A 17,429-nucleotide genomic window follows, 5' to 3' on the forward strand; every position below is an offset into this window, starting at 1 on the left:
GGGGTAGCAGCCCGCCGCTCCCACGGTTCAAGATAAGTCCGGAGCCGATTGCCCGCAAGGGTATGCGGGCCTCACCTTCCCGAAAAATTGCACAAAGCTACGCCACGCTCTCGCGCAGAAGCGTATCCTTACTTGCCCGCGCGGCGGCGCTCGATGGCGTCCCACAGCAGGGCTTCCAGCTGCACGCCGTCCAGCCGGTTGATCTCCTGGATACCGGTGGGGGAGGTGACGTTGATTTCGGTCATGTAGTCGCCGATCACGTCGATGCCGACGAAGACCAGACCCTTCTCGCGCAGAACCGGACCGATGGCGGCGCACATCTCGCGCTCGCGTGCCGTCAGCTCGGTCTTTTGGGCGCTGCCGCCGGCATGGAAGTTGGCGCGGGCCTCGCCCTCCAGCGGCATGCGGCTGACCGCGCCCACCGGTTCGCCGTCGACCAGGATGATGCGCTTGTCGCCCTGGCGGATTTCCGGCAGGTACTTCTGCACGATCACCGGCTCGCGGTAGAGCTGGGTGAACAGCTCCAGCAGCGAGCCGAGATTCTCGTCATCGGGCTTCAGGTGGAAGACGCCGGCGCCGCCGTTGCCGAACAGCGGCTTGACGATGATGTCCTTATGCTCCGCCCGGAAGTCGAGGATCGCCTGCTTGTCGCTGGTGATCAGCGTCGGCGGCATCAGGTCGGGGAATTTGGTGATGAACAGCTTTTCCGGCGCGTTGCGCACCTCGGCCGGATCGTTGACCACCAGCACCTTGGGCTGCACATGCTCCAGCAGATGGGTGGAGGTGATGTAGGCCATGTCGAAGGGCGGGTCCTGCCGCAGCAGGATGACGTCCATCGTCGACAGGTCGGTCATCACCGGTTCGCCCAGCGTGTAATGGGCGCCGCGCTGGCGCACCACCGTCATCTCGCGCACGCGGGCGGTCAGGCGGTTGCCGGTCAGGATCAGGTCGCGCGGATGGTAGTGGTACAGGCGATGGCCGCGCTTCTGCGCCTCCAGCGCCATCATGAAGCTGGAATCGGTGTCGATGTTGATCGACTCGATGGGGTCCATCTGGAAGGCGACGGCGAGGCTCATGACGGGTCTCCGGACCTCTGCAACGGGGGTCAGTTCAGGCGGTTCTTCAACTGCTGGATCAGCGAGGCGGTCTGGTGCCGGTGGTGGTCGTCGCCGGTCAGCGCCATGAAGGTCTCCAGCGCGGTGATGGCGTCCTTCAGGTTGCCGGCATGGGCCTCCAGAAGGCCGGTCTCGCGCCACAGCGACGGCTCGTGCGGGGCGAACAGGCGCATCGCCTCCAGCACCTCCAGCGCCTTCGGCACCTCGTGCGCCGACAGGTGGCGCAGCTTGATGTTGTTTTGCAGGCGCAGCAGCACGTCGCGGTTCGACACCGGCTGGTAATGGCCGGGCTCCAGCTCGGCGGCGCTGCCGGCGGTGGCCTTCAGCAGGTCGCGCAGGTCGACGACGCTTCGGGTCTGGCCCTCGTTGAAGGGGTCGATGATGGCGCGCGCCCCGTCCTTCTCGATGCGGACCAGGAAATGGCCGGGGAAGTTCAGCCCGACCATCGGCCAGCCCTGCGAGCGGGCAGCGTGCATATAGAGGATGCCCAGCGCCACCGGCAGGCCGCGCCGGCGGTCGATCACCCGCAGCAGGTTGGCGTTCTGCAGGTCGTCGTAGGTGTCGTGGTCGCCGGAATAGCCGTGGCGCCCGCCGATCACCGCATGCAGATGCGCGATGCGCGTCTCCAGCCTGTCGGTGTCTGGATCCTGCGCCGAGACGCGGGCGGCCAGATCCTCGACGATGGCGCGGATATGGGCGCGGTAGGGGGCGAGGTCGGCGTTCGGCAGCTCCAGCGCGCCCAGCGCCAGGGCGGCTTCGGCCAGATCGATCTCGTCGTCCGGCTGGTCGCCGATGCGGCGCAGGATTTCGCGGGCTTCCGCGCGGTTGCTCAAGACTGTCGCCCTCTCATGTCGCCCCTCACAGTCTCCAGGCATCGACCAGATGACGGGGCCAGGCCCAAGGGGTAACCAGCATCACGTCGAAGCGCAAGACATAGCCGGCATAGCGCGGGTTGGCGCCCAGGAAGGCATGGGCGGCGCGGGCCAGCCGACCGCGCTGGCGGGCGTTCAGCGCCTCGTTGGCGGTGTCCCAGTCGCCACGTGCCTTCACCTCGACGATGGCGATGGTCTTGCCGCGCTTCGCCACGATGTCGATCTCGCCCATCGGCGTGCGCAGGCGGCTGGCCAGGATGCGGTAGCCGCGCAGCCGCAGCGACAGGCGGCACAGCGCCTCCGCCCGGCGGCCCAGGCTTTCGGCACGCAGGCGCCGCGCATCCAGGTCGGTCATTTCGCCTTCTCCTCGCGCTGCAGCTCCAGCGCGCGGGCATAGACGGTGCGCTTGTGCTGACCGGTGCGGGCGGCGACGTCGGCGGCGGCGTCACGCACCGACAGGCGGGTCAGAGCCTCGCGCAGCAGGGCGTCGACGTCGGCCTCGCCCGGCGTCGCCTCCTCTCCCGGCGGGCCGATGACCAGCACGACCTCGCCGCGCGGCGGGCCGGCCTCGGCATAATGGGCGGCAAGGTCCGGCAGGGTGCCGCGCCGTACCTCCTCGTACAGCTTGGTCAGCTCGCGGGCGACGGCGGCCTCGCGCGGGCCCAGGATGTCGGCAAGGTCGGCCAGCGACTCCGGCAGGCGCTGCGGCGATTCGAAGAAGACCAGCGTGGCGGGCACGCCCTTCAACTCGCCGGCGGTGGCGCGGCGCGCGCTGCTCTTGTTCGGCAGGAAGCCGGCGAACAGGAAGCGGTCGGTCGGCAGGCCGGACAGCACCAGCGCCACCAGCGGGGCGGAGGCGCCGGGCAGGGTGGTCACCGCCACGCCTTCCGCCACGCATTTCCGCACCAGCTTGTAGCCGGGGTCGGAGACCAGCGGCGTGCCGGCGTCGGTGACCAGCGCGATGGCCTCGCCCTTTTTCATGCGTTCGATCAGGACCGGACGCATCTTTGCGGCGTTGTGTTCGTGGTAGGAGACGAAGGGGGTGTGGATGCCGTGGATGCCCATCAGCTTGGCGGTGACGCGCGTGTCCTCGCAGGCGATGGCGTCGGCCCGCTTCAGCGTGTCGAGCGCGCGCAACGTGATGTCCGCGGCGTTTCCGATGGGGGTAGCGACGACATGGAGTCCGCCCGCGAGTTTACTTGGCGCGGCGAGGGGGCTACCTTGAGCGCCACTTTCGGCCGGCTCGTTGGGGGGCATGCCTTGGGCCTCGCCTTCGGTATCGGCGGCCGTTTCAGCAGATGTGGAGATGATTGGTGGCACGCTTGGCAACAGCTTTCTCACAGGGTCTGAAACGTCACGGCGTGGCAGCCTTGCTGGTCGCCGGCCTGTTGTCGGCCTGTTCGACTGTAAGCGCGCCGCCGCGGGTGGCACAAGCGCCGCAACCGGTTCCGGCCCCGGAGGCTCCCCTGCCGGAGACGCAGGTCCCGGTCAAGGTCGCGGTCCTGGTGCCGCTCAGCGGGCAGAGCGCCGCCATCGGTCAGTCCATGCTGGACGCCGCGCAGATGGCGCTGTTCGACATGGCCGGCGACCGGCTGCAGCTGTTGCCGCGCGACACCAAGGGCACGCCGAACGGCGCCGCCGACGCGGCACGTCAGGCGCTGGCCGAGGGCGCCCGCCTCATCATCGGTCCGCTGTTCGCCGCCGACGTCGCCGCGGTGCGGCCCATCGCCCAGAATGCCGGCGTCGACGTGCTGGCCTTCACCAACGACGCCACCCAGGCCGGCAACGGCACCTATGTGATGGGCTTCGTTCCGGCCGATCAGGTCAGCCGCGTCGCCGGCTATGCCCGGTCGCGCGGAGCGACGCGCTTCACCGTGCTGGCGCCGCGCTCCCCCTACGGCGACGCGGTGGTCAATGCCATGCAGGCCATCGCGCCGCGGCTCGGCGCCATGACCACGCAGGTGGAGCGCTATGACCCGGCGGTCACCGACCTGTCGGTCCCGGCCAAGCAGGTGGCGCAGGAAACCCCGCAGCCGCAGGCGGTGATGCTGGCCGAAGGCGGGCAGCGCGCCCAGGGCATCGCCCAGGCGCTGGCCGCCAACGGCGTGCAGCCGCAGCAGGTCAAACTGCTGGGGACCGGCCTGTGGGACGACAGCTCGCAGGGGGCGCTGGGGCAGGAGCCGGCGCTGGTCGGCGCGCTCTACGCCGCCCCCGCTCCGCAGACCCGCGCCCGCTTCGAGTCGCAGTTCGAGCAGGTCTATGGCCGCAAGCCGCCGCGCATCGCCACGCTGGCCTATGACGCGACTTCGATCGCCGCGGTGCTGACCCGCAGCGGCGGCCCGGTTCCGTTCGACCGCATGGCGATGACCAACCCCAACGGCTTCGAGGGGCTGGACGGCCTGTTCCGCCTGCGGTCCGACGGCATGGTCGAACGTGGGCTGGCGGTGATGGAGATCACCCCGACCGGCGCCCGCGTCGTCGATCCGGCCCCGCCCAGCTTCGAGATGCTGGGGCAGTGACGGATACGAAAAAGCCCTCTCCCCAGCCGGGAGAGGGCTTTTTCATTGCTATCCTTACTTACGCCCGCGCCTTACGCCCGTGCCCGCAGATAGGGGGTCAGGCGCCATTCGGCGAACTTGATCAGGCGGGTGGCGACGAAATTCAGCACCAGATAGATCGCCCCGGCGACGATGAACAGCTCGAAGACCGCGAAGGTCTGGGCGATCATGCGCCGGGCGATGCCGGTGACCTCCATCAGCGTGATGGTGCTGGCGAGCGAGGTCGCCTTGACCATCAGGATCACCTCGTTGCCGTAGGCCGGCAGCATCTGGCGGATCGCCACCGGCAGGACGATGCGGCGGAAGGCCAGCGCGCGCGACATGCCGCAGGCCCGCGCCGCCTCGACCTGTCCCTGCGGCACCGACAGGATGGCGCCGCGCAGCACCTCGCTGGTGTAGGCGCCGGTGTTCAGCGTCAGCGCCAGGATGGCGCACCAGTAGGGCTCGCGGAGGAAGGGCCACAGGAAGCTGTCGCGGATGAACTCGAACTGGCCCAGCCCGTAATAGACCAGGAAGATCTGCACCAGCAGCGGCGTGCCGCGGAAGACGAAGACATAGGCCGCAGCCAGCTTTTCCACCACGCGGTTGCCCGACAGCCGCAGAAGCGCGACGGCGAAGGCCACTAGCGCGCCCAGCGCCAGCGAACCCAGGATCAGCTGCAGCGTCAGCGACAGGCCGCCGAGCATGCGGGGCAGGCTGTCCCACATCAGTTGCCAGTTCATGGCCTCAGGCCCTCCGGACGCCGCGATTGGCGGAGATTTCGGCGCGGTTGAACAGCGCCGTCGAAATGGTGGTCAGCAGCAGATACAGCACGGCGGCGGTGCCGTAGAACAGGAAGGGCTGGCGCGTGGCGCCGGCCGCCAGATGGGTGATGCGCATCAGCTCGGCCAAGGCCGTCACCGACACCAGCGCGGTGTCCTTCAGCGTCAGCTGCCAGACATTGCCGAGGCCGGGCAGGGCGAAGCGCAGCGTCTGCGGCACCAGCACCCGGCGCAGGATCAGCCAGCGGCTCATCCCGCAGGCGCGCGCCGCCTCGATCTGGCCGAAGGGAACGGACTGCACCGCGCCGCGGATCACCTCGGTCGAATAGGCGCCGGAGATCAGCCCGACCGCCAGCACGCCGATGGTGAAGGCGTTCAGGTCGACCCGGCCGTCATAGCCGAAGGCGGCGGCGATGGAGGTGGCGACCCCGCTGCCGCCGAAGAACAGCAGATAGATCACCAGCAGTTCGGGGATGCCGCGGACGATGGTGGTGTAGAAGTCGGCCAGGACGTTCAGCGCCAGGGAGTGGCTGAGCTTGGCCGAGGCGCCGAGCGATCCGACGACGATGCCGAAGGCGAAGGCCGACACGGCGACCGCGACGGTCATCGCGGTGCCCATCAGAAGCTGTCCGCCCCAGCCGTTGGGACCGAAGGAAAGGAGTTCCAGCATTGGCACGCCCGGTAAGGCCCGCCGGGCGCGGCGCGGACGGCCGGCCGTACGGGGTTCAGCGAACGGAGATCACGGAACGACTGGCGCCCGGTTGCCGTGAAGGCCGCCGGGCGCCGTTCCGATCAGACAGGAGAGCCGAAGGCCCGCCTTACTTGGTCCCCTTATTTGGTGGGGGAGATGTCATAGCCGAAATGCTGGGTGCTCAGCTTCTTGACGGTGCCGTCCTTCAGCGCCTCGGCGATCGCCTTGTCGAACATCGCCTTCAGGTCGGCGGTGTCCTTGCGCAGGCCGACGCCCATGCCCTCGCCGATCACGCCGCCGATGAAGTTCGGGCCGACGATGACCATCTTGTCCGGCGTGGCCTTCACCACCGCCTCGACCACCGAACGGTCGCCCAGCATGGCGTCGACGCGGCCGGAGCTGAGATCGATGCCGGCATTGTCGATCTTGTCGTAGGTGCGCATGGTCACCTTCGGCAGATGCTTGTCCATGAAGTCGGCCTGGATGGTCGACACCTGGACGCCGACGGCCTTGCCCTTCAGGGCGTCGGCCAGCTTTTCCAGCACCGGCTTGGCCTTGCCCTGGTCGTTCAGGTCGACGCGGTCGTCGCCGAGCTTCAGCGACTTGGCCAGCGGCGAGTCGGCCATCACGGCGAACACCGACGGCTCGGTGCCGTAGGGAACCGAGAAGTCGATGACCTTCTTGCGCTCGTCGGTGATGGTCATCGCCGACATGATGGCGTCGTACTTGCCCTGCTGCAGGGCCGGGATGATGCCGTCCCAATCCTGGGCGACGAACTCGCAGGTGACCTTCATGCGCTTGCACAGGTCGTTGCCGAGATCGACCTCGAAACCGGTCAGCTTGCCCGAGGTGTCGGTGGCGTTCCACGGAGGATAGGCGCCCTCGCTGGCGATGCGGACCGTCTTCCATTCCTTGGCGTTGGCGGCGCCTGCCGCGGCCACAGCCATCATGGCGCCGAGCGCCAGGGCCGAAACGATCTTCTTCAACGAACACACTCCTCTGTTCGGTTCGCCCGTTCTCTCGCCCCTGCCGGGGCCGGGCTGTTTCTGACGGTCCGGTCCTGCCCTCTGCCTCGTCCCCTCACGCCGCGCCGGACAGATGGCGCGAGAGGAACTGCCGCACCCGGTCCGAGTCGGGGTCGGTCAGCACCTTGTCGGGTGACCCCTCCTCCTCGATCCGCCCCTGGTGCAGGAAAACCACCTTGGACGCCACTTCGCGGGCGAAGCCCATCTCGTGCGTCACCAGGATCATCGTGTTGCCTTCGTCCGCCAGCTGGCGGATGACGCGCAGGACCTCGCCGACCAGCTCGGGGTCGAGCGCCGAGGTCGGTTCGTCGAACAGCATGACCTTGGGCTGCATGGCGAGCGCGCGGGCGATGGCGGCGCGCTGCTGCTGGCCGCCGGAGAGCTGGACCGGATAGGCGTCGGCCTTCGCCAGGATGCCGACCTTGTCCAGCAGCATGCGGGCGCGGTCGATGGCTTCCGCCTTCGGCACGCCCAGCACATGCACCGGCGCCTCGATCACGTTCTGCAGGATGGTCATGTGGGTCCAGAGGTTGAAGCTCTGGAACACCATGCCGAGGCTGGTGCGGATGCGCTCCACCTGACGGGTGTCGGCGGGGACGCTGGCGCCGCCGCGCGTCTTCTTCAGCGCGATGGCCTCGCCGCCGATGACGACCCGCCCGTCGTCCGGGATCTCCAGCATGTTGATGCAGCGCAGCAGCGTGCTCTTGCCCGAGCCCGATGAGCCGATCAGCGTGATGACGTCGCCCTCGCGGGCGGTCAGCGAGACGCCCTTCAGCACCTCCAGCTCGCCGAACCGCTTGTGCAGATCCTCCACGACGACGGCGGCGGGAGCGGACTCGCTGACTGGCGGGTGACGGTGCATGCGCGAAAAACCGGCTGGTTCGGGTGGCGGGGGAAGGCTGCGCCGACGCGGCGGGCCGATGCGGCCGGCCAAGGCTTCGGTATGACCATTGGGGCACAGGCTAGACCGGGGCATGCGCGTTTCGCAACGCAGATTTCACATCAAATGCACGTTAAGCCGCTTGTGTCCGGAAACAGTGCGTTACCACAACAAAAGTACCAGAATCTGTGGCCCCAGGATACGCAGACACATCGCCAGCGGATAGACGGTGGCGTAGGCCAGCGCCGGAGCCTCCGACGCGACCAGCGCGTTGGCGTAGGCCAACCCCGGCGGGTTGGTCTGCGATCCGGCCAGCACGCCGCAGATGGTCAGGAAATTCAGCTTCATCAGCCCGCGCGCGACCAGCCCGGTCAGCAGCAGCGGCACCAGCGTGACCAGCGCGCCCCACATGATCCAGGGCCAGCCGGCGCCGCTGGCCAGCGTGGCGACGAAGCGGTCGCCCGACGAGATGCCCAGCACGGCCAGGAACAGGATGATGCCGATCTCGCGCAGCGCCAGGTTGGCGGCCGGCGGCATGAACCACACCAGCGGCCCGACATGGCCGACGCGGCCCAGGATCAGCGCGACGATCAGCGGCCCGCCGGCAAGGCCGAGGCGCAGCGGCGCCGGCATGCCCGGCAGGAAGATCGGAATGGCGCCGAGCGCCGCGCCCAGCGCGATGCCCAGGAACATCGGGATCATCTCCACCTGCTGCAGCTTGCGGGCGGAGTTGCCGAAGACGCGGCCGACGGCGGCGAGGCTGTCCGGCCGGCCGATCACCGTCAGGATGTCGCCGAACTGCAGCTTCAGCGCCGGGGTCGGCACCAGCTCCACGCCCGACCGGTTGACGCGGCTGACCACCACGTCATGGGCGTCCTGCAGGTTCAGCGCCGCGATCGACTTGCCCAGCACCGTATTGTTGGTGACGACGATGCGCTCCCATTTCAGGTCGGTGCCCTTGGTGGTCAGCGGCCGGTCGAACTCCTGCCCCAGCAGGGTCCGCACCTGCTCCAGCTTCGGCCGCGGCCCGACCACATGCAGCACGTCGCCCAGCTTCAGGCAGGTGTTGTTGTGGGGGACGCACAGCGTGCCGTCGCGCAACAGGCGGGAGGCGACCACGCCATGGTCGCACAGCGCGTCGACGGACCCGAGCGGCCGGCCCTCAAGCTCCGGGTTGCGCACGGTCAGGTCCATGGTCTCCAGCGTCGACACCTCGGCGCGGCGGCACTCCTCGAAGCGGGCGGCCTCGGCCTCCGGGTCGATGCGGAACAGGATGCGGACGGCGGCCATCGCCAGCAGGTTGCCGGCGATGCCGAAGGGGTAGGTGACGGCAAAGGCAAGGCCGGGCAGGGCCATCACCGCCGCATCGGCCCCGACCTCCGTCAGCACCTGCTGGGTGGCGGCCAGCGCCGGGGCATTGGTCACCGCGCCGGAAAACACGCCGAGCGAGGAGCCCAGCGACAGCACCCCCGACGACACCAGCGCCGCGGTCAGCAGGATGCTGGACCCCACCATCAGCAGGGCCAGCCCGTTCAGCGCCAGCCCGCTGCGGCGGAGCGCGGCGAAGAAGCCGGGGCCGACCTGGATGCCGATGGTGTAGACGAACAGGATCAGGCCGAAATCGCGGATGAAGTCCATCATCTCCGGGTTGAAGGCGATGCCCGCCTGCTTGGCGATGTGGCCGCCGGCGATGCCGGAGAACAGAACGCCGCCGATGCCGAGCCCGACCCCGCGGATCTTGATATGGCCGAGCGCCACGCCTGCCGCCGACACGAGACCGAGCATGAGCACCACCCGCGCGATCGGCGGCATGGCCTGGAGAATGTCTGCGAAAGCCGACATGGAGCAACTCGCTTCCTGAACACATTTGGGCAAACCGCCGCTGCGTTCGGTGGGATCCCGGATGACTGCGGCACTCCCCCTTCGATTGGGGACGACGGCGCGACGATGCGGTAGGACCGCGGGCAAAGCGTTGATTCAGAACAAGTGCACGGCCTTTAGCCGTGACAATCCCGGCATCCGGCGCTGCGGTGAACGCATGGGGGTGCAGCGCTGCGGGGTATGCGGCCCGTCATGGGGCGGCGTCCGAATCCTCGAACTCCATCCAAATTTTGCCATTTTCTTCCCATAGACCTTATCTCAAGCAACCGGCCCCGCAGGTCGCGCACCGGCGTTCCCCCTAGCGCCGCCGCAGCGACGAACGAAGCCGTTCCAAAAGGTATCGACCGGCCGGACCCGGCCGGACGCAAGGCCATCGCGAGAACCCCCTCGCGGTGGCCTTTTCTTTTGGGTGGCGTGCTCGTCGGTCCCGTGACGGTAAATATGTCGGGCAAGGTCTGCACGGATTTCACAGATTTAGACACGGATTTTACTATTCTGTGTTTCGGCTTTTTATCACCCAAGTGTCCTGATCCGTGAAATCCGTGGGTAAATCCGTGAAATCCGTGTCAATGTTGTTTCCCGGCCGCGCGGCCTTCCCAACAGGCCGTGTGTCATAGCCCGCGTGGCTTTCCGCTCCGGCTTTCCCGTCCCCCTGTGCTATAGCAGCGCCTCCTTCAACCGGAAGCGCGACCCGTCACCATGCCTGTCTTTGCCGGATCAGAACTGACCTGCCTGCGTGGCGACCGTCTGGTCTTCACCGGGCTGGAGTTCCGCATCGCCCCCGGCGGAGCGCTGGTGCTGCTCGGCCCCAACGGCAGCGGCAAGTCCAGCCTGCTGCGGGTGATGGCCGGGCTGCTGAAGCCGCTGCGCGGGACGTTGGACTGGGACGGGGTGCCGGTTTCCGAGGATCCCGACGGCCACCGGTCGCGGGTGCAGTATGTCGGCCATCTCGATGCGGTGAAGCCGGTGCTGACCGCGGCGGAGAATCTCGCCTTCTGGGCGGCGCTGGCCGGTGCCGCCGACCCGTCCGCCAACGCGCGGGCCGCGCTCGACCGGCTGGGAGTGCCGCACATCGCCGGGGTGCCGGGCCGCTATCTGTCGGCCGGTCAGAAGCGCCGGCTGAACCTCGCGCGGTTGCTGGCGGCACCGGCGACGCTGTGGCTGCTGGACGAGCCGACCGTGGCGCTCGACCGCGCCGCCATCGCCCTGTTCGAGGGACTGATCGCCGAACACCGCGCCCAGGGCGGCATGGTGGTGCTGTCCACCCACACCGACATCGCCACCCCCGGCGGCGAGGAACTGCATCTCGACGAGTTCGCCCCCTACGCCGACGATGAAGAGGCCGGCGACGAGGAATACGAAGAAGAAGGGGCCGCGCCATGAGCCGTTTTCTGCGCCTTGTCGCGCGCGACCTGCGGCTGGCCCTGCGCCAGGGGTCCGACGCCACCATCGCCGTCATGTTCTTCGTGCTGTGCGTGGTGCTGTTCCCCTTCGGCGTCGGGCCGGAGCCGAACATCCTCGCCCGCATCGCCGCCGGCGTGATCTGGGTGGCGGCGCTGCTCGCCTCGCTGCTGTCGCTGGAGCGGCTGTTCCAGACCGATTACGAGGACGGGTCGCTGGAACTGCTCTCGCTCTCTCCCCTGCCGCTGGAGGCTGCGGTGCTGGCGAAGACGCTGGCCCATTGGCTGGTCACCGGCGTGCCGCTGATCGTCGCCGCGCCGCTGCTGGCTGTTCTGCTGAACATGGATGCGCAAGGGTTCGGCGTTCTGGTGCTGACGCTGACCCTGGGCACGCCGATCCTGAGCCTGATCGGCGCCATCGGGGCGGCGTTGACGCTGGGGGCGCGGCGCGGCGGCGTGCTGCTGTCGCTGCTGATCCTGCCGCTCTATATTCCCGTGCTGATCTTCGGCGCCGGCGCCATCGACGCGGCGATCAACGGGCTGACCCCGCGCCCGCACCTGCTGCTTCTCGCCGGCATCCTCGCCGCCGCCCTGCCGCTCGCCCCTTGGGCCGGGGCCGCGGCCCTGAGGCAGGCGGTGGAGTAGGGGGCTAGGATTTCGTCGCCTTCTCCGGCAGCAGCTTCTCGATCGCCTCGCGCACCTTGTCCGACTCGGGGTCGGTCATGGTGGAGAACCAGGACACCAGCTTGCCGTCCGGCCCGATCAGATATTTGTGGAAGTTCCAGCGCGGCTTCGCGAGGAAGCCCAACTCGTCGGCCGCCCAGCGGTAGAAGGGATGGGCGCCGTCGCCCGACACCACCGTCTTGTCGGTCAGCGGGAAATCGACGCGGTAGTTGACCTCGCAGAAATCCTTGATCTGGGTGGCGTTCCCCGGCTCCTGGCCGCCGAAATCGTCCGACGGCACGCCGACCACCACCAGCCCGCGGTCGCGGTAGCGCTGCCACAGCGCCTCCAGCCCCTTGTATTGCGGGGTGAATCCGCACTGCGAGGCGGTGTTGACCACCAGGACCGCCTTGCCCTTGAACTGCGACAGCGGCAGCGGCTTGCCGTCGATGCCCTGGAAGGTGAAGTCGTAAGCGTTGCTTGCGGCGGTGCTGCTCGCGGCCATGGCGCTGGCGGCTCCCATCACGGAAAAGACCGCCGCCATGGCGACGGTGCGAAGTCGGGTTCGGACGGTCATCGGTATGGCTCGGCGGTTGGAGGGGGCGGTTGGAGGGCTTTGCATCCTTACATCTACGATGCCCGATACGAGGTCCGGCGCCTATCGGATCATGATGGGACAGGCCGGTCGCCGGTCCCATCGGGTCTACCCCTTTCGGACGGGTAGCCACGGCGCCCGTCGATCGACAGTTGATAGGTAAGGATGCACGGCGATCGGTCGCCGCCATCCTTGCAACCGTCCTCGTCCACCGATCAGCGCCCGAAAAATGTCCCACCCGGCCGAGCCTCAGCCTGAGCATAAAAATCTATCCCATCGAAATGGGTATGCGGACGCCCGCCCGGCTGCCGCCGCTCCCGTCGCCGATGCAAGCCCCTTCCAGGAGAACAGGCCGATGAACGCCGGAGCCATCATGCAGGACACCCAGTCGCCCCGGACGGCCGTGCGCCGGGTGGCCCGTGCCGCTGCCAAAGTCGTGGTGGCCGTCACGACGGTGCTGGCTTTCGGCGCCGCCTTGTCGACGCCGTCGCTCGCCGACCCGGGCGAGCATGGCCGCGGCCATGCCTGGGGCCACCACAAGAAGAAGCACCATCACGACGACGGCCCGGTCGTCATCTATGGCGCGCCGCCGCCGGTGGTCGTGGTTCCGGCCCCGCCGCCCCCGCCGCGCGTCGTCTATGCGCCTTCCTATGCGCCGCCGCCGGCGGTCATCTATGCCCCGCCGCCCCCGCAACCGGGCGTCAGCGTCCAGATGAACATTCCGCTCCGTTGACGATCCATGCTTTCCAAGCGCTCCGGCGGTCGGTCTCACCCGGCGGCCGGAGCGTTTTGCGTTTCGGCACCGCTTTCCCAAGCTGTGACCATCCTGTGCCCTTCTCGCGCGTCCCGCCCCGTGTCACGGCATGCTCCCCGCAGGCCCTTTGCCTGCCTTCCGCACCGCATCCGTTGAAAAGCCTGGATCGTCAGTCCTTTCGTGACAGGACCCGCCTGCACCGGTAGGATCGCGCGGCCTGTCGCGAAGGCGGTAGGCCGTTCGGGTGATTCACGGAAACTCAACCGATGTCCGGCCATCTGTCGGCTGGGAGCATCTTGCGGCCCGTGGTCGGTATCGGGGAGGGAAAGACCGAATGTTCGTGATGATCGGCTTCGGCATCGTGATCTTCAGCGTGTTCGGTGGCTACATCCTCGGCGGTGGCCACATGGGCGTGCTGTGGATGCCGTTCGAGTTCATGATCATCCTGGGCTCCGGCGCCGGCGCCTTTTTCATCGCAAATCCAAAATCTGTGGTGACCCACACCGGCAAGGAGCTGGGTCACCTGTTCAAAGGACCAAAATACAAGAAAGAGGACTTCCTGGAGGTCCTCACCATGATGTATCAGGTCTTCAAGATCGCGAAGACCAAGGGCCTGCTGGCACTCGAACAACATATCGAGAAACCGGAAGACTCACCGCTCTTCCAGCAATTCCCAAAATTCTATGGCGACCATCATGCCATCGCTTTCCTCTGTACCTATCTCCGTCTGATGTCGCTTGGTGCGGACAATCCGCACGAGTTGGTCGACCTGATGGACGAGGACATCGAGACGATGCACCACGAACACCAGCGCATCGCCGACGCCATCCAGGCGGTGGCCGACGCGGTGCCGGCGCTGGGCATCGTGGCGGCGGTGCTGGGCGTGATTCACACCATGGGCTCGATCACCGAACCGCCGGAAGTGCTGGGCAAGCTGATCGGCGGCGCGCTGGTCGGCACCTTCACCGGCATTCTGGTCGCCTACGGCTTCCTCGCCCCAATCGCCAGCGGCCTGAAGAACATCTATCACGCGGAAGGCAAATATTATCAGGCGATGAAGACCGGATTGATCGCCCATCTCTCTGGCTACGCGCCCGCCATTTCGGTGGAATACGCCCGCAACGTGCTGGAACCGGAATACCGCCCGACCTTCGCCCAGGTGGAAGAGGCGACCTCCGCCCTGCCGCCGGCCTGACCCGTTGTCCTGATCGACCGAGGGTCCCGATGCCGGACATCGACATCGCCTGGAACGAGGGAACGGTCGGCGAGTGGGACGTCCTGTTCGCCCGCGTTCCGCGCTCCACCCTGCTGCAGAGCTTCGCCTATGGCCGCGCCATGGGCCGCACCTATGGCCATGTCCCGCGTCTTGGCGTTATCCGCCGCGACGGCGAACCGGTCGGCCTCGTCCAGACGCTGGACCGCCGCATGCTGAAGGTCTTCCACGACCGCCAATGCTACCGCGGCCCGCTCTGGCTCGACGGCGCGATCCCCGATGCCGCCACGCTGGAAGCGGTGTTCCGCCTGCTGCGCCGCGCCTGTCCGCGATCGCCTCTCAGCCGCGCCAGCCTGTTGCCGGAACTTCCCGCTGGTCCGGAGAACGAGGCGATGCTCGCCCGCTGCGGCTTCCGCAAGATCGGGCCGGGCTACCAGACGGTCTGGTTCGACCTGACCCGCAACGAGGAGGCGATGCGCGCCGGCTTCGCCCGCGACTGGCGGCAGCGCTTGCGCGGGGCGGAGAAGGCCGGCCTCATTCTCGACACCGACTGGAAGGCCGACAATCTGCCCTGGCTGATGAAGCAGGAGCACGACCAGGCGCTGGAGAAGGGCTTTCGCGCCATGACCGGGCCGCTGGCCGTCCGCCTGCGCAACGCCATGGTCAAGGGCGGTGGCCGCAACGACGGTGTGGTGATGGTGACGGCGCTCGATGGCCGCATCCCGGTTGCCTGCGGCCTGTTCTTCCGCCACGGCGTCTGCGCCACCAGTCAGATCAGTTGGGCCAACGAGTCGGGCCGCAAGAGCGGCGCCATGCGGCTGGTGCTGTGGAAGGCCATGCAGGAACTGAAGCAGCACGGCGTCCGCGCGCTCGATCTTGGCGGCATCAATCCCGACACCGCCCCCGGCGTCACCGAGTTCAAGCTCGGCACCGGCGGGGAGGCGGTGGAGACGGTCGGCCAATATCGCTGATGCGCTTTGCCTGATGATGGCCGGGACGGTTCCGGCTATCCTTACCTGCGTGCCGACCCGACACGCCCTTACCGCACGGGATGTCCGCCATGTCAGACCTCGAACCCCTGAAGCCCGGCGAAGCCGATGTCGCCATCGAACGCGCCATGCAACAGCGGCCGAAGGCGATGATCATCCGCGACAAGCTGCAGAAGATGCTGGAGGACGAGAACACCGCCCGCCAGTTCGTCGGCGCCATCCGCAACATGATGAACAAGGAATAGGGGCACCGGCGGCTTCCGCCGCCGGATTGCCTACCAGCCGGTCAGCAGCTGTTCGCCTTGTTGCAGCCCTTTTCCTCCACCGGTGCCGGTGCCGGAGTGCGCGCCAGCTGCAGGCCGCCGCGGCTGTCATCGAACATCTTCTCGATCGACCGCCGCGCCTGCTGGAAGGCCTGAAGCTCCCGCCCCTCCAGCTTCTCGCCGGTCGGCAGATCGACGGAGCGCGGGTTCACCTGATGCCCCGTCTTCAGCACCTCATAATGCAGGTGCGGCCCGGTCGACCGTCCGGTGGTGCCGACATAGCCGATGATATCGCCCTGATCGACCCGCCCGCCGCGGCGGATCGACTTGGCGAAGCGGCTCATATGGGCATAGGCGGTGGAGATCTCGGTGTTGTGGCGGATGCGGACATAGTTGCCGTAGGAGCTGCTGCGTTCCGCGATCTCGATGGTGCCACGGCCGGCCGCATAGATCGGCGTTCCGGTCGGCGCGGCGAAGTCCACACCCTTGTGCATCTTGCTGAAGCCCAGGATCGGATGGTGGCGCATGCCGAAGCCGGAGGTGATGCGGGCGCCGTCGATGGGCGTGCGCAGCAGGGCGCGGCGGATGCTTTCGCCGTCGCCGTTGTAATAGTCGATCCGCCCGTCGCGGGTCTTGAAGCGGTAGATCGGCATGTCGTCGCCGCTCAGCGTCAGCGAGGCATACAGCAGTTCGCCTTCGCCGGCCTCCTTGCCCTCCGTCGTGACCAGCTTCTCATACAGAATCTCGAAACGGTCGCCCGGCTGCAGGTCGCGCTGGAAATCGACGTCGTAGGAGAAGTTCTGGATGAACGCCATCATGACCGAGATCGGCACCCCGGCCTGGGCCCCCGCCTCGAACAGGCTGGAGCGGATGACGCCCTGGGCCGCCACCGGCTTGCGCGTGACCGGTTTCTCGATCTGGCTGGAGGTGAAGCCGGCATCGCCCTTGCGCGCGATCGACACCGACCGCAGCGGATCCGGGGCGAATTCGAACCCGACGAACTTGCGGGCACCGCCGCGACGCGGTTCGAACAGGACCGTCACATGCTGGCCGACCTGAAGACGCCGCGGATTGTAGACCTCGCGCAATGCGGCCACCGCGTCGTGGGCATCGTTGGCCGGCACATTGGCGGTGGACAGCAGATCCATCAGCGTATCGCCGCGGCCGATGGACAGGGTGTGGCGGTCGACCGGCCCGGTGGCGCGTTCACTGTCCCCGGCATCGTCCTTGGCCTCGGAGTTGCTCTCCGCGCCCATGTTCGGCTTCACCGCCGGCTTGAAAGCATGGGGAACCCGGCCATTTGGCGCATCCGCGTTACGCGCGACAACAGTCGCAGGCGTCAACGCACCGGCCGAGATGATGGCAAGCAAGGCGAGCGTGGGAAGGCGGGAGAGCCTCGAACGCACCGTCGTCCTCCTCCTGTAACCCCGGGGCCGCCCAGCGGGCTGTCGGCGATGGCCGTCACCAAAGGTGTTAAGCCTATGGATCGGACGATGCTGGACCGGTCCGACCCTGTCAACCGACACAAGACCGCAGGGGTGAACTCTGGGTGAACCCTATGGGAACACTATGGATTGGCGCGCTCGGACGGTCGCCGGCCACGCCGCGGTTGGTGGGTCGTTCCCTTACACTGAATCCGGTGCAGGCTCCGGTGAAAAACGAACCGTCAGGAATTTTTCATCGAAGCGCAAAAAAGCGCTTGCGTGGTTTGGGGGAGGGCGCCTATAACCCGCTCCACCGACGGCGGGGCGCTGAACGACAGCGCGGCG

General features: G+C 67.7%; 18 protein-coding genes. 7 read left to right on the forward strand and 11 right to left on the reverse strand.

Annotated elements, in window-relative coordinates; translation table 11 throughout:
• Nucleotides 1-128 precede the first annotated feature (128 nt).
• From gshB to rsmI, 4 genes are read right to left on the reverse strand one after another with little or no spacing between them, the layout of a single operon-like run.
• The gene (gene gshB, locus TSO5_RS31705; RefSeq protein ID WP_109155341.1) at nucleotides 129-1,076 is read right to left on the reverse strand and encodes a glutathione synthase; all 948 of its coding nucleotides are present in this window, start codon (nucleotides 1,074-1,076) and stop codon (nucleotides 129-131) included.
• A 29-nt stretch (nucleotides 1,077-1,105) separates the two neighbouring features.
• Nucleotides 1,106-1,948: a transglutaminase-like domain-containing protein gene (locus tag TSO5_RS31710; RefSeq protein ID WP_109155342.1), complete on the reverse strand. Its 843-nt coding sequence runs from the start codon at nucleotides 1,946-1,948 to the stop codon at nucleotides 1,106-1,108.
• Nucleotides 1,949-1,973: 25 nt separating this feature from the next.
• Nucleotides 1,974-2,342 (reverse strand): YraN family protein, encoded by a 369-nt coding sequence (locus TSO5_RS31715; protein WP_085090497.1) that lies wholly within the window; start codon nucleotides 2,340-2,342, stop codon nucleotides 1,974-1,976.
• Entirely contained in the window at nucleotides 2,339-3,307 is a 969-nt protein-coding gene (rsmI, locus tag TSO5_RS31720; protein ID WP_109155343.1) for a 16S rRNA (cytidine(1402)-2'-O)-methyltransferase, read from the reverse strand. Before rsmI ends, TSO5_RS31715 begins: the two co-directional genes overlap by 4 nt.
• Before the next feature lie 41 nt (nucleotides 3,308-3,348).
• Here rsmI and TSO5_RS31725 point away from each other — a divergent pair, with 41 nt between their 5' ends.
• Complete coding sequence (locus tag TSO5_RS31725; protein WP_109155344.1) at nucleotides 3,349-4,506, forward strand: penicillin-binding protein activator; 1,158 nt, start codon at nucleotides 3,349-3,351, stop codon at nucleotides 4,504-4,506.
• Nucleotides 4,507-4,577: 71 nt separating this feature from the next.
• Here TSO5_RS31725 and TSO5_RS31730 read toward each other — a convergent pair whose 3' ends face one another.
• The 5 genes from TSO5_RS31730 to TSO5_RS31750 all read right to left on the reverse strand — a co-directional run bounded on the left by TSO5_RS31730 (nucleotide 4,578) and on the right by TSO5_RS31750 (nucleotide 9,744).
• Nucleotides 4,578-5,267 (reverse strand): ABC transporter permease, encoded by a 690-nt coding sequence (locus tag TSO5_RS31730; RefSeq protein WP_109074857.1) that lies wholly within the window; start codon nucleotides 5,265-5,267, stop codon nucleotides 4,578-4,580.
• 4 nt (nucleotides 5,268-5,271) lie between these two features.
• Nucleotides 5,272-5,976, reverse strand: a complete 705-nt coding sequence (locus TSO5_RS31735; protein WP_109155345.1) for an ABC transporter permease — start codon at nucleotides 5,974-5,976, stop codon at nucleotides 5,272-5,274.
• A gap of 161 nt (nucleotides 5,977-6,137) precedes the next feature.
• Entirely contained in the window at nucleotides 6,138-6,992 is an 855-nt protein-coding gene (locus TSO5_RS31740; RefSeq protein ID WP_247871063.1) for a lysine/arginine/ornithine ABC transporter substrate-binding protein, read from the reverse strand.
• An 85-nt stretch (nucleotides 6,993-7,077) separates the two neighbouring features.
• Complete coding sequence (locus TSO5_RS31745; protein WP_109074854.1) at nucleotides 7,078-7,884, reverse strand: ATP-binding cassette domain-containing protein; 807 nt, start codon at nucleotides 7,882-7,884, stop codon at nucleotides 7,078-7,080.
• Between the two features lie 180 nt (nucleotides 7,885-8,064).
• A complete protein-coding gene (locus TSO5_RS31750; RefSeq protein WP_247871064.1) occupies nucleotides 8,065-9,744 on the reverse strand; it encodes a putative transporter in 1,680 nt (559 codons plus the stop codon).
• A gap of 738 nt (nucleotides 9,745-10,482) precedes the next feature.
• On the opposite strand from TSO5_RS31750, the gene ccmA reads away from it, so the two are divergent.
• Nucleotides 10,483-11,166 carry a heme ABC exporter ATP-binding protein CcmA gene (gene ccmA / locus TSO5_RS31755; RefSeq protein ID WP_109155347.1) on the forward strand — a complete coding sequence of 228 codons (684 nt, stop codon included), beginning with the start codon at nucleotides 10,483-10,485 and terminating at the stop codon, nucleotides 11,164-11,166.
• A complete protein-coding gene (gene ccmB / locus TSO5_RS31760; RefSeq protein WP_098740972.1) occupies nucleotides 11,163-11,828 on the forward strand; it encodes a heme exporter protein CcmB in 666 nt (221 codons plus the stop codon). Before ccmA ends, ccmB begins: the two co-directional genes overlap by 4 nt.
• A 4-nt stretch (nucleotides 11,829-11,832) precedes the next feature.
• Here ccmB and TSO5_RS31765 read toward each other — a convergent pair whose 3' ends face one another.
• Complete coding sequence (locus tag TSO5_RS31765) at nucleotides 11,833-12,423, reverse strand: glutathione peroxidase (RefSeq protein WP_109155348.1); 591 nt, start codon at nucleotides 12,421-12,423, stop codon at nucleotides 11,833-11,835.
• 373 nt (nucleotides 12,424-12,796) lie between these two features.
• Here TSO5_RS31765 and TSO5_RS31770 point away from each other — a divergent pair, with 373 nt between their 5' ends.
• From TSO5_RS31770 to TSO5_RS32875, 4 genes are all read left to right on the forward strand, one after another.
• Nucleotides 12,797-13,174 (forward strand): hypothetical protein, encoded by a 378-nt coding sequence (locus TSO5_RS31770; RefSeq protein ID WP_199231079.1) that lies wholly within the window; start codon nucleotides 12,797-12,799, stop codon nucleotides 13,172-13,174.
• A gap of 355 nt (nucleotides 13,175-13,529) precedes the next feature.
• Nucleotides 13,530-14,390: a flagellar motor stator protein MotA gene (gene motA, locus TSO5_RS31775; protein ID WP_109074851.1), complete on the forward strand. Its 861-nt coding sequence runs from the start codon at nucleotides 13,530-13,532 to the stop codon at nucleotides 14,388-14,390.
• A 29-nt stretch (nucleotides 14,391-14,419) separates the two neighbouring features.
• Nucleotides 14,420-15,379 (forward strand): GNAT family N-acetyltransferase, encoded by a 960-nt coding sequence (locus tag TSO5_RS31780; RefSeq protein ID WP_109155349.1) that lies wholly within the window; start codon nucleotides 14,420-14,422, stop codon nucleotides 15,377-15,379.
• Between the two features lie 89 nt (nucleotides 15,380-15,468).
• The gene (locus TSO5_RS32875) at nucleotides 15,469-15,642 is read left to right on the forward strand and encodes a hypothetical protein (RefSeq protein WP_158281987.1); all 174 of its coding nucleotides are present in this window, start codon (nucleotides 15,469-15,471) and stop codon (nucleotides 15,640-15,642) included.
• A 41-nt stretch (nucleotides 15,643-15,683) separates the two neighbouring features.
• On the opposite strand, the gene TSO5_RS31785 is transcribed toward TSO5_RS32875, so the two are convergent.
• The gene (locus tag TSO5_RS31785; RefSeq protein ID WP_247871065.1) at nucleotides 15,684-16,916 is read right to left on the reverse strand and encodes a peptidoglycan DD-metalloendopeptidase family protein; all 1,233 of its coding nucleotides are present in this window, start codon (nucleotides 16,914-16,916) and stop codon (nucleotides 15,684-15,686) included.
• Nucleotides 16,917-17,429 lie beyond the last annotated feature (513 nt).

This window comes from Azospirillum sp. TSO5 (assembly GCF_003116065.1).
In the GTDB taxonomy this organism is placed as follows: Bacteria; Pseudomonadota; Alphaproteobacteria; order Azospirillales; family Azospirillaceae; genus Azospirillum.

What these genes read in the sequence shown, in the direction of transcription:
- gshB (WP_109155341.1), bottom strand. Translation starts at nt 1,076, where the DNA reads ATGAGCCTCGCCGTCGCCTTCCAGATGGACCCCATCGAGTCGATCAAC.
- TSO5_RS31715 (WP_085090497.1), bottom strand. Translation starts at nt 2,342, where the DNA reads ATGACCGACCTGGATGCGCGGCGCCTGCGTGCCGAAAGCCTGGGCCGC.
- TSO5_RS31730 (WP_109074857.1), bottom strand. Translation starts at nt 5,267, where the DNA reads ATGAACTGGCAACTGATGTGGGACAGCCTGCCCCGCATGCTCGGCGGC.
- TSO5_RS31735 (WP_109155345.1), bottom strand. Translation starts at nt 5,976, where the DNA reads ATGCTGGAACTCCTTTCCTTCGGTCCCAACGGCTGGGGCGGACAGCTT.
- TSO5_RS31745 (WP_109074854.1), bottom strand. Translation starts at nt 7,884, where the DNA reads ATGCACCGTCACCCGCCAGTCAGCGAGTCCGCTCCCGCCGCCGTCGTC.
- TSO5_RS31750 (WP_247871064.1), bottom strand. Translation starts at nt 9,744, where the DNA reads ATGTCGGCTTTCGCAGACATTCTCCAGGCCATGCCGCCGATCGCGCGG.
- ccmA (WP_109155347.1), top strand. Translation starts at nt 10,483, where the DNA reads ATGCCTGTCTTTGCCGGATCAGAACTGACCTGCCTGCGTGGCGACCGT.
- ccmB (WP_098740972.1), top strand. Translation starts at nt 11,163, where the DNA reads ATGAGCCGTTTTCTGCGCCTTGTCGCGCGCGACCTGCGGCTGGCCCTG.
- TSO5_RS31765 (WP_109155348.1), bottom strand. Translation starts at nt 12,423, where the DNA reads ATGACCGTCCGAACCCGACTTCGCACCGTCGCCATGGCGGCGGTCTTT.
- TSO5_RS31770 (WP_199231079.1), top strand. Translation starts at nt 12,797, where the DNA reads ATGAACGCCGGAGCCATCATGCAGGACACCCAGTCGCCCCGGACGGCC.
- motA (WP_109074851.1), top strand. Translation starts at nt 13,530, where the DNA reads ATGTTCGTGATGATCGGCTTCGGCATCGTGATCTTCAGCGTGTTCGGT.
- TSO5_RS31780 (WP_109155349.1), top strand. Translation starts at nt 14,420, where the DNA reads ATGCCGGACATCGACATCGCCTGGAACGAGGGAACGGTCGGCGAGTGG.
- TSO5_RS32875 (WP_158281987.1), top strand. Translation starts at nt 15,469, where the DNA reads ATGTCAGACCTCGAACCCCTGAAGCCCGGCGAAGCCGATGTCGCCATC.
- TSO5_RS31785 (WP_247871065.1), bottom strand. Translation starts at nt 16,916, where the DNA reads ATGGGCGCGGAGAGCAACTCCGAGGCCAAGGACGATGCCGGGGACAGT.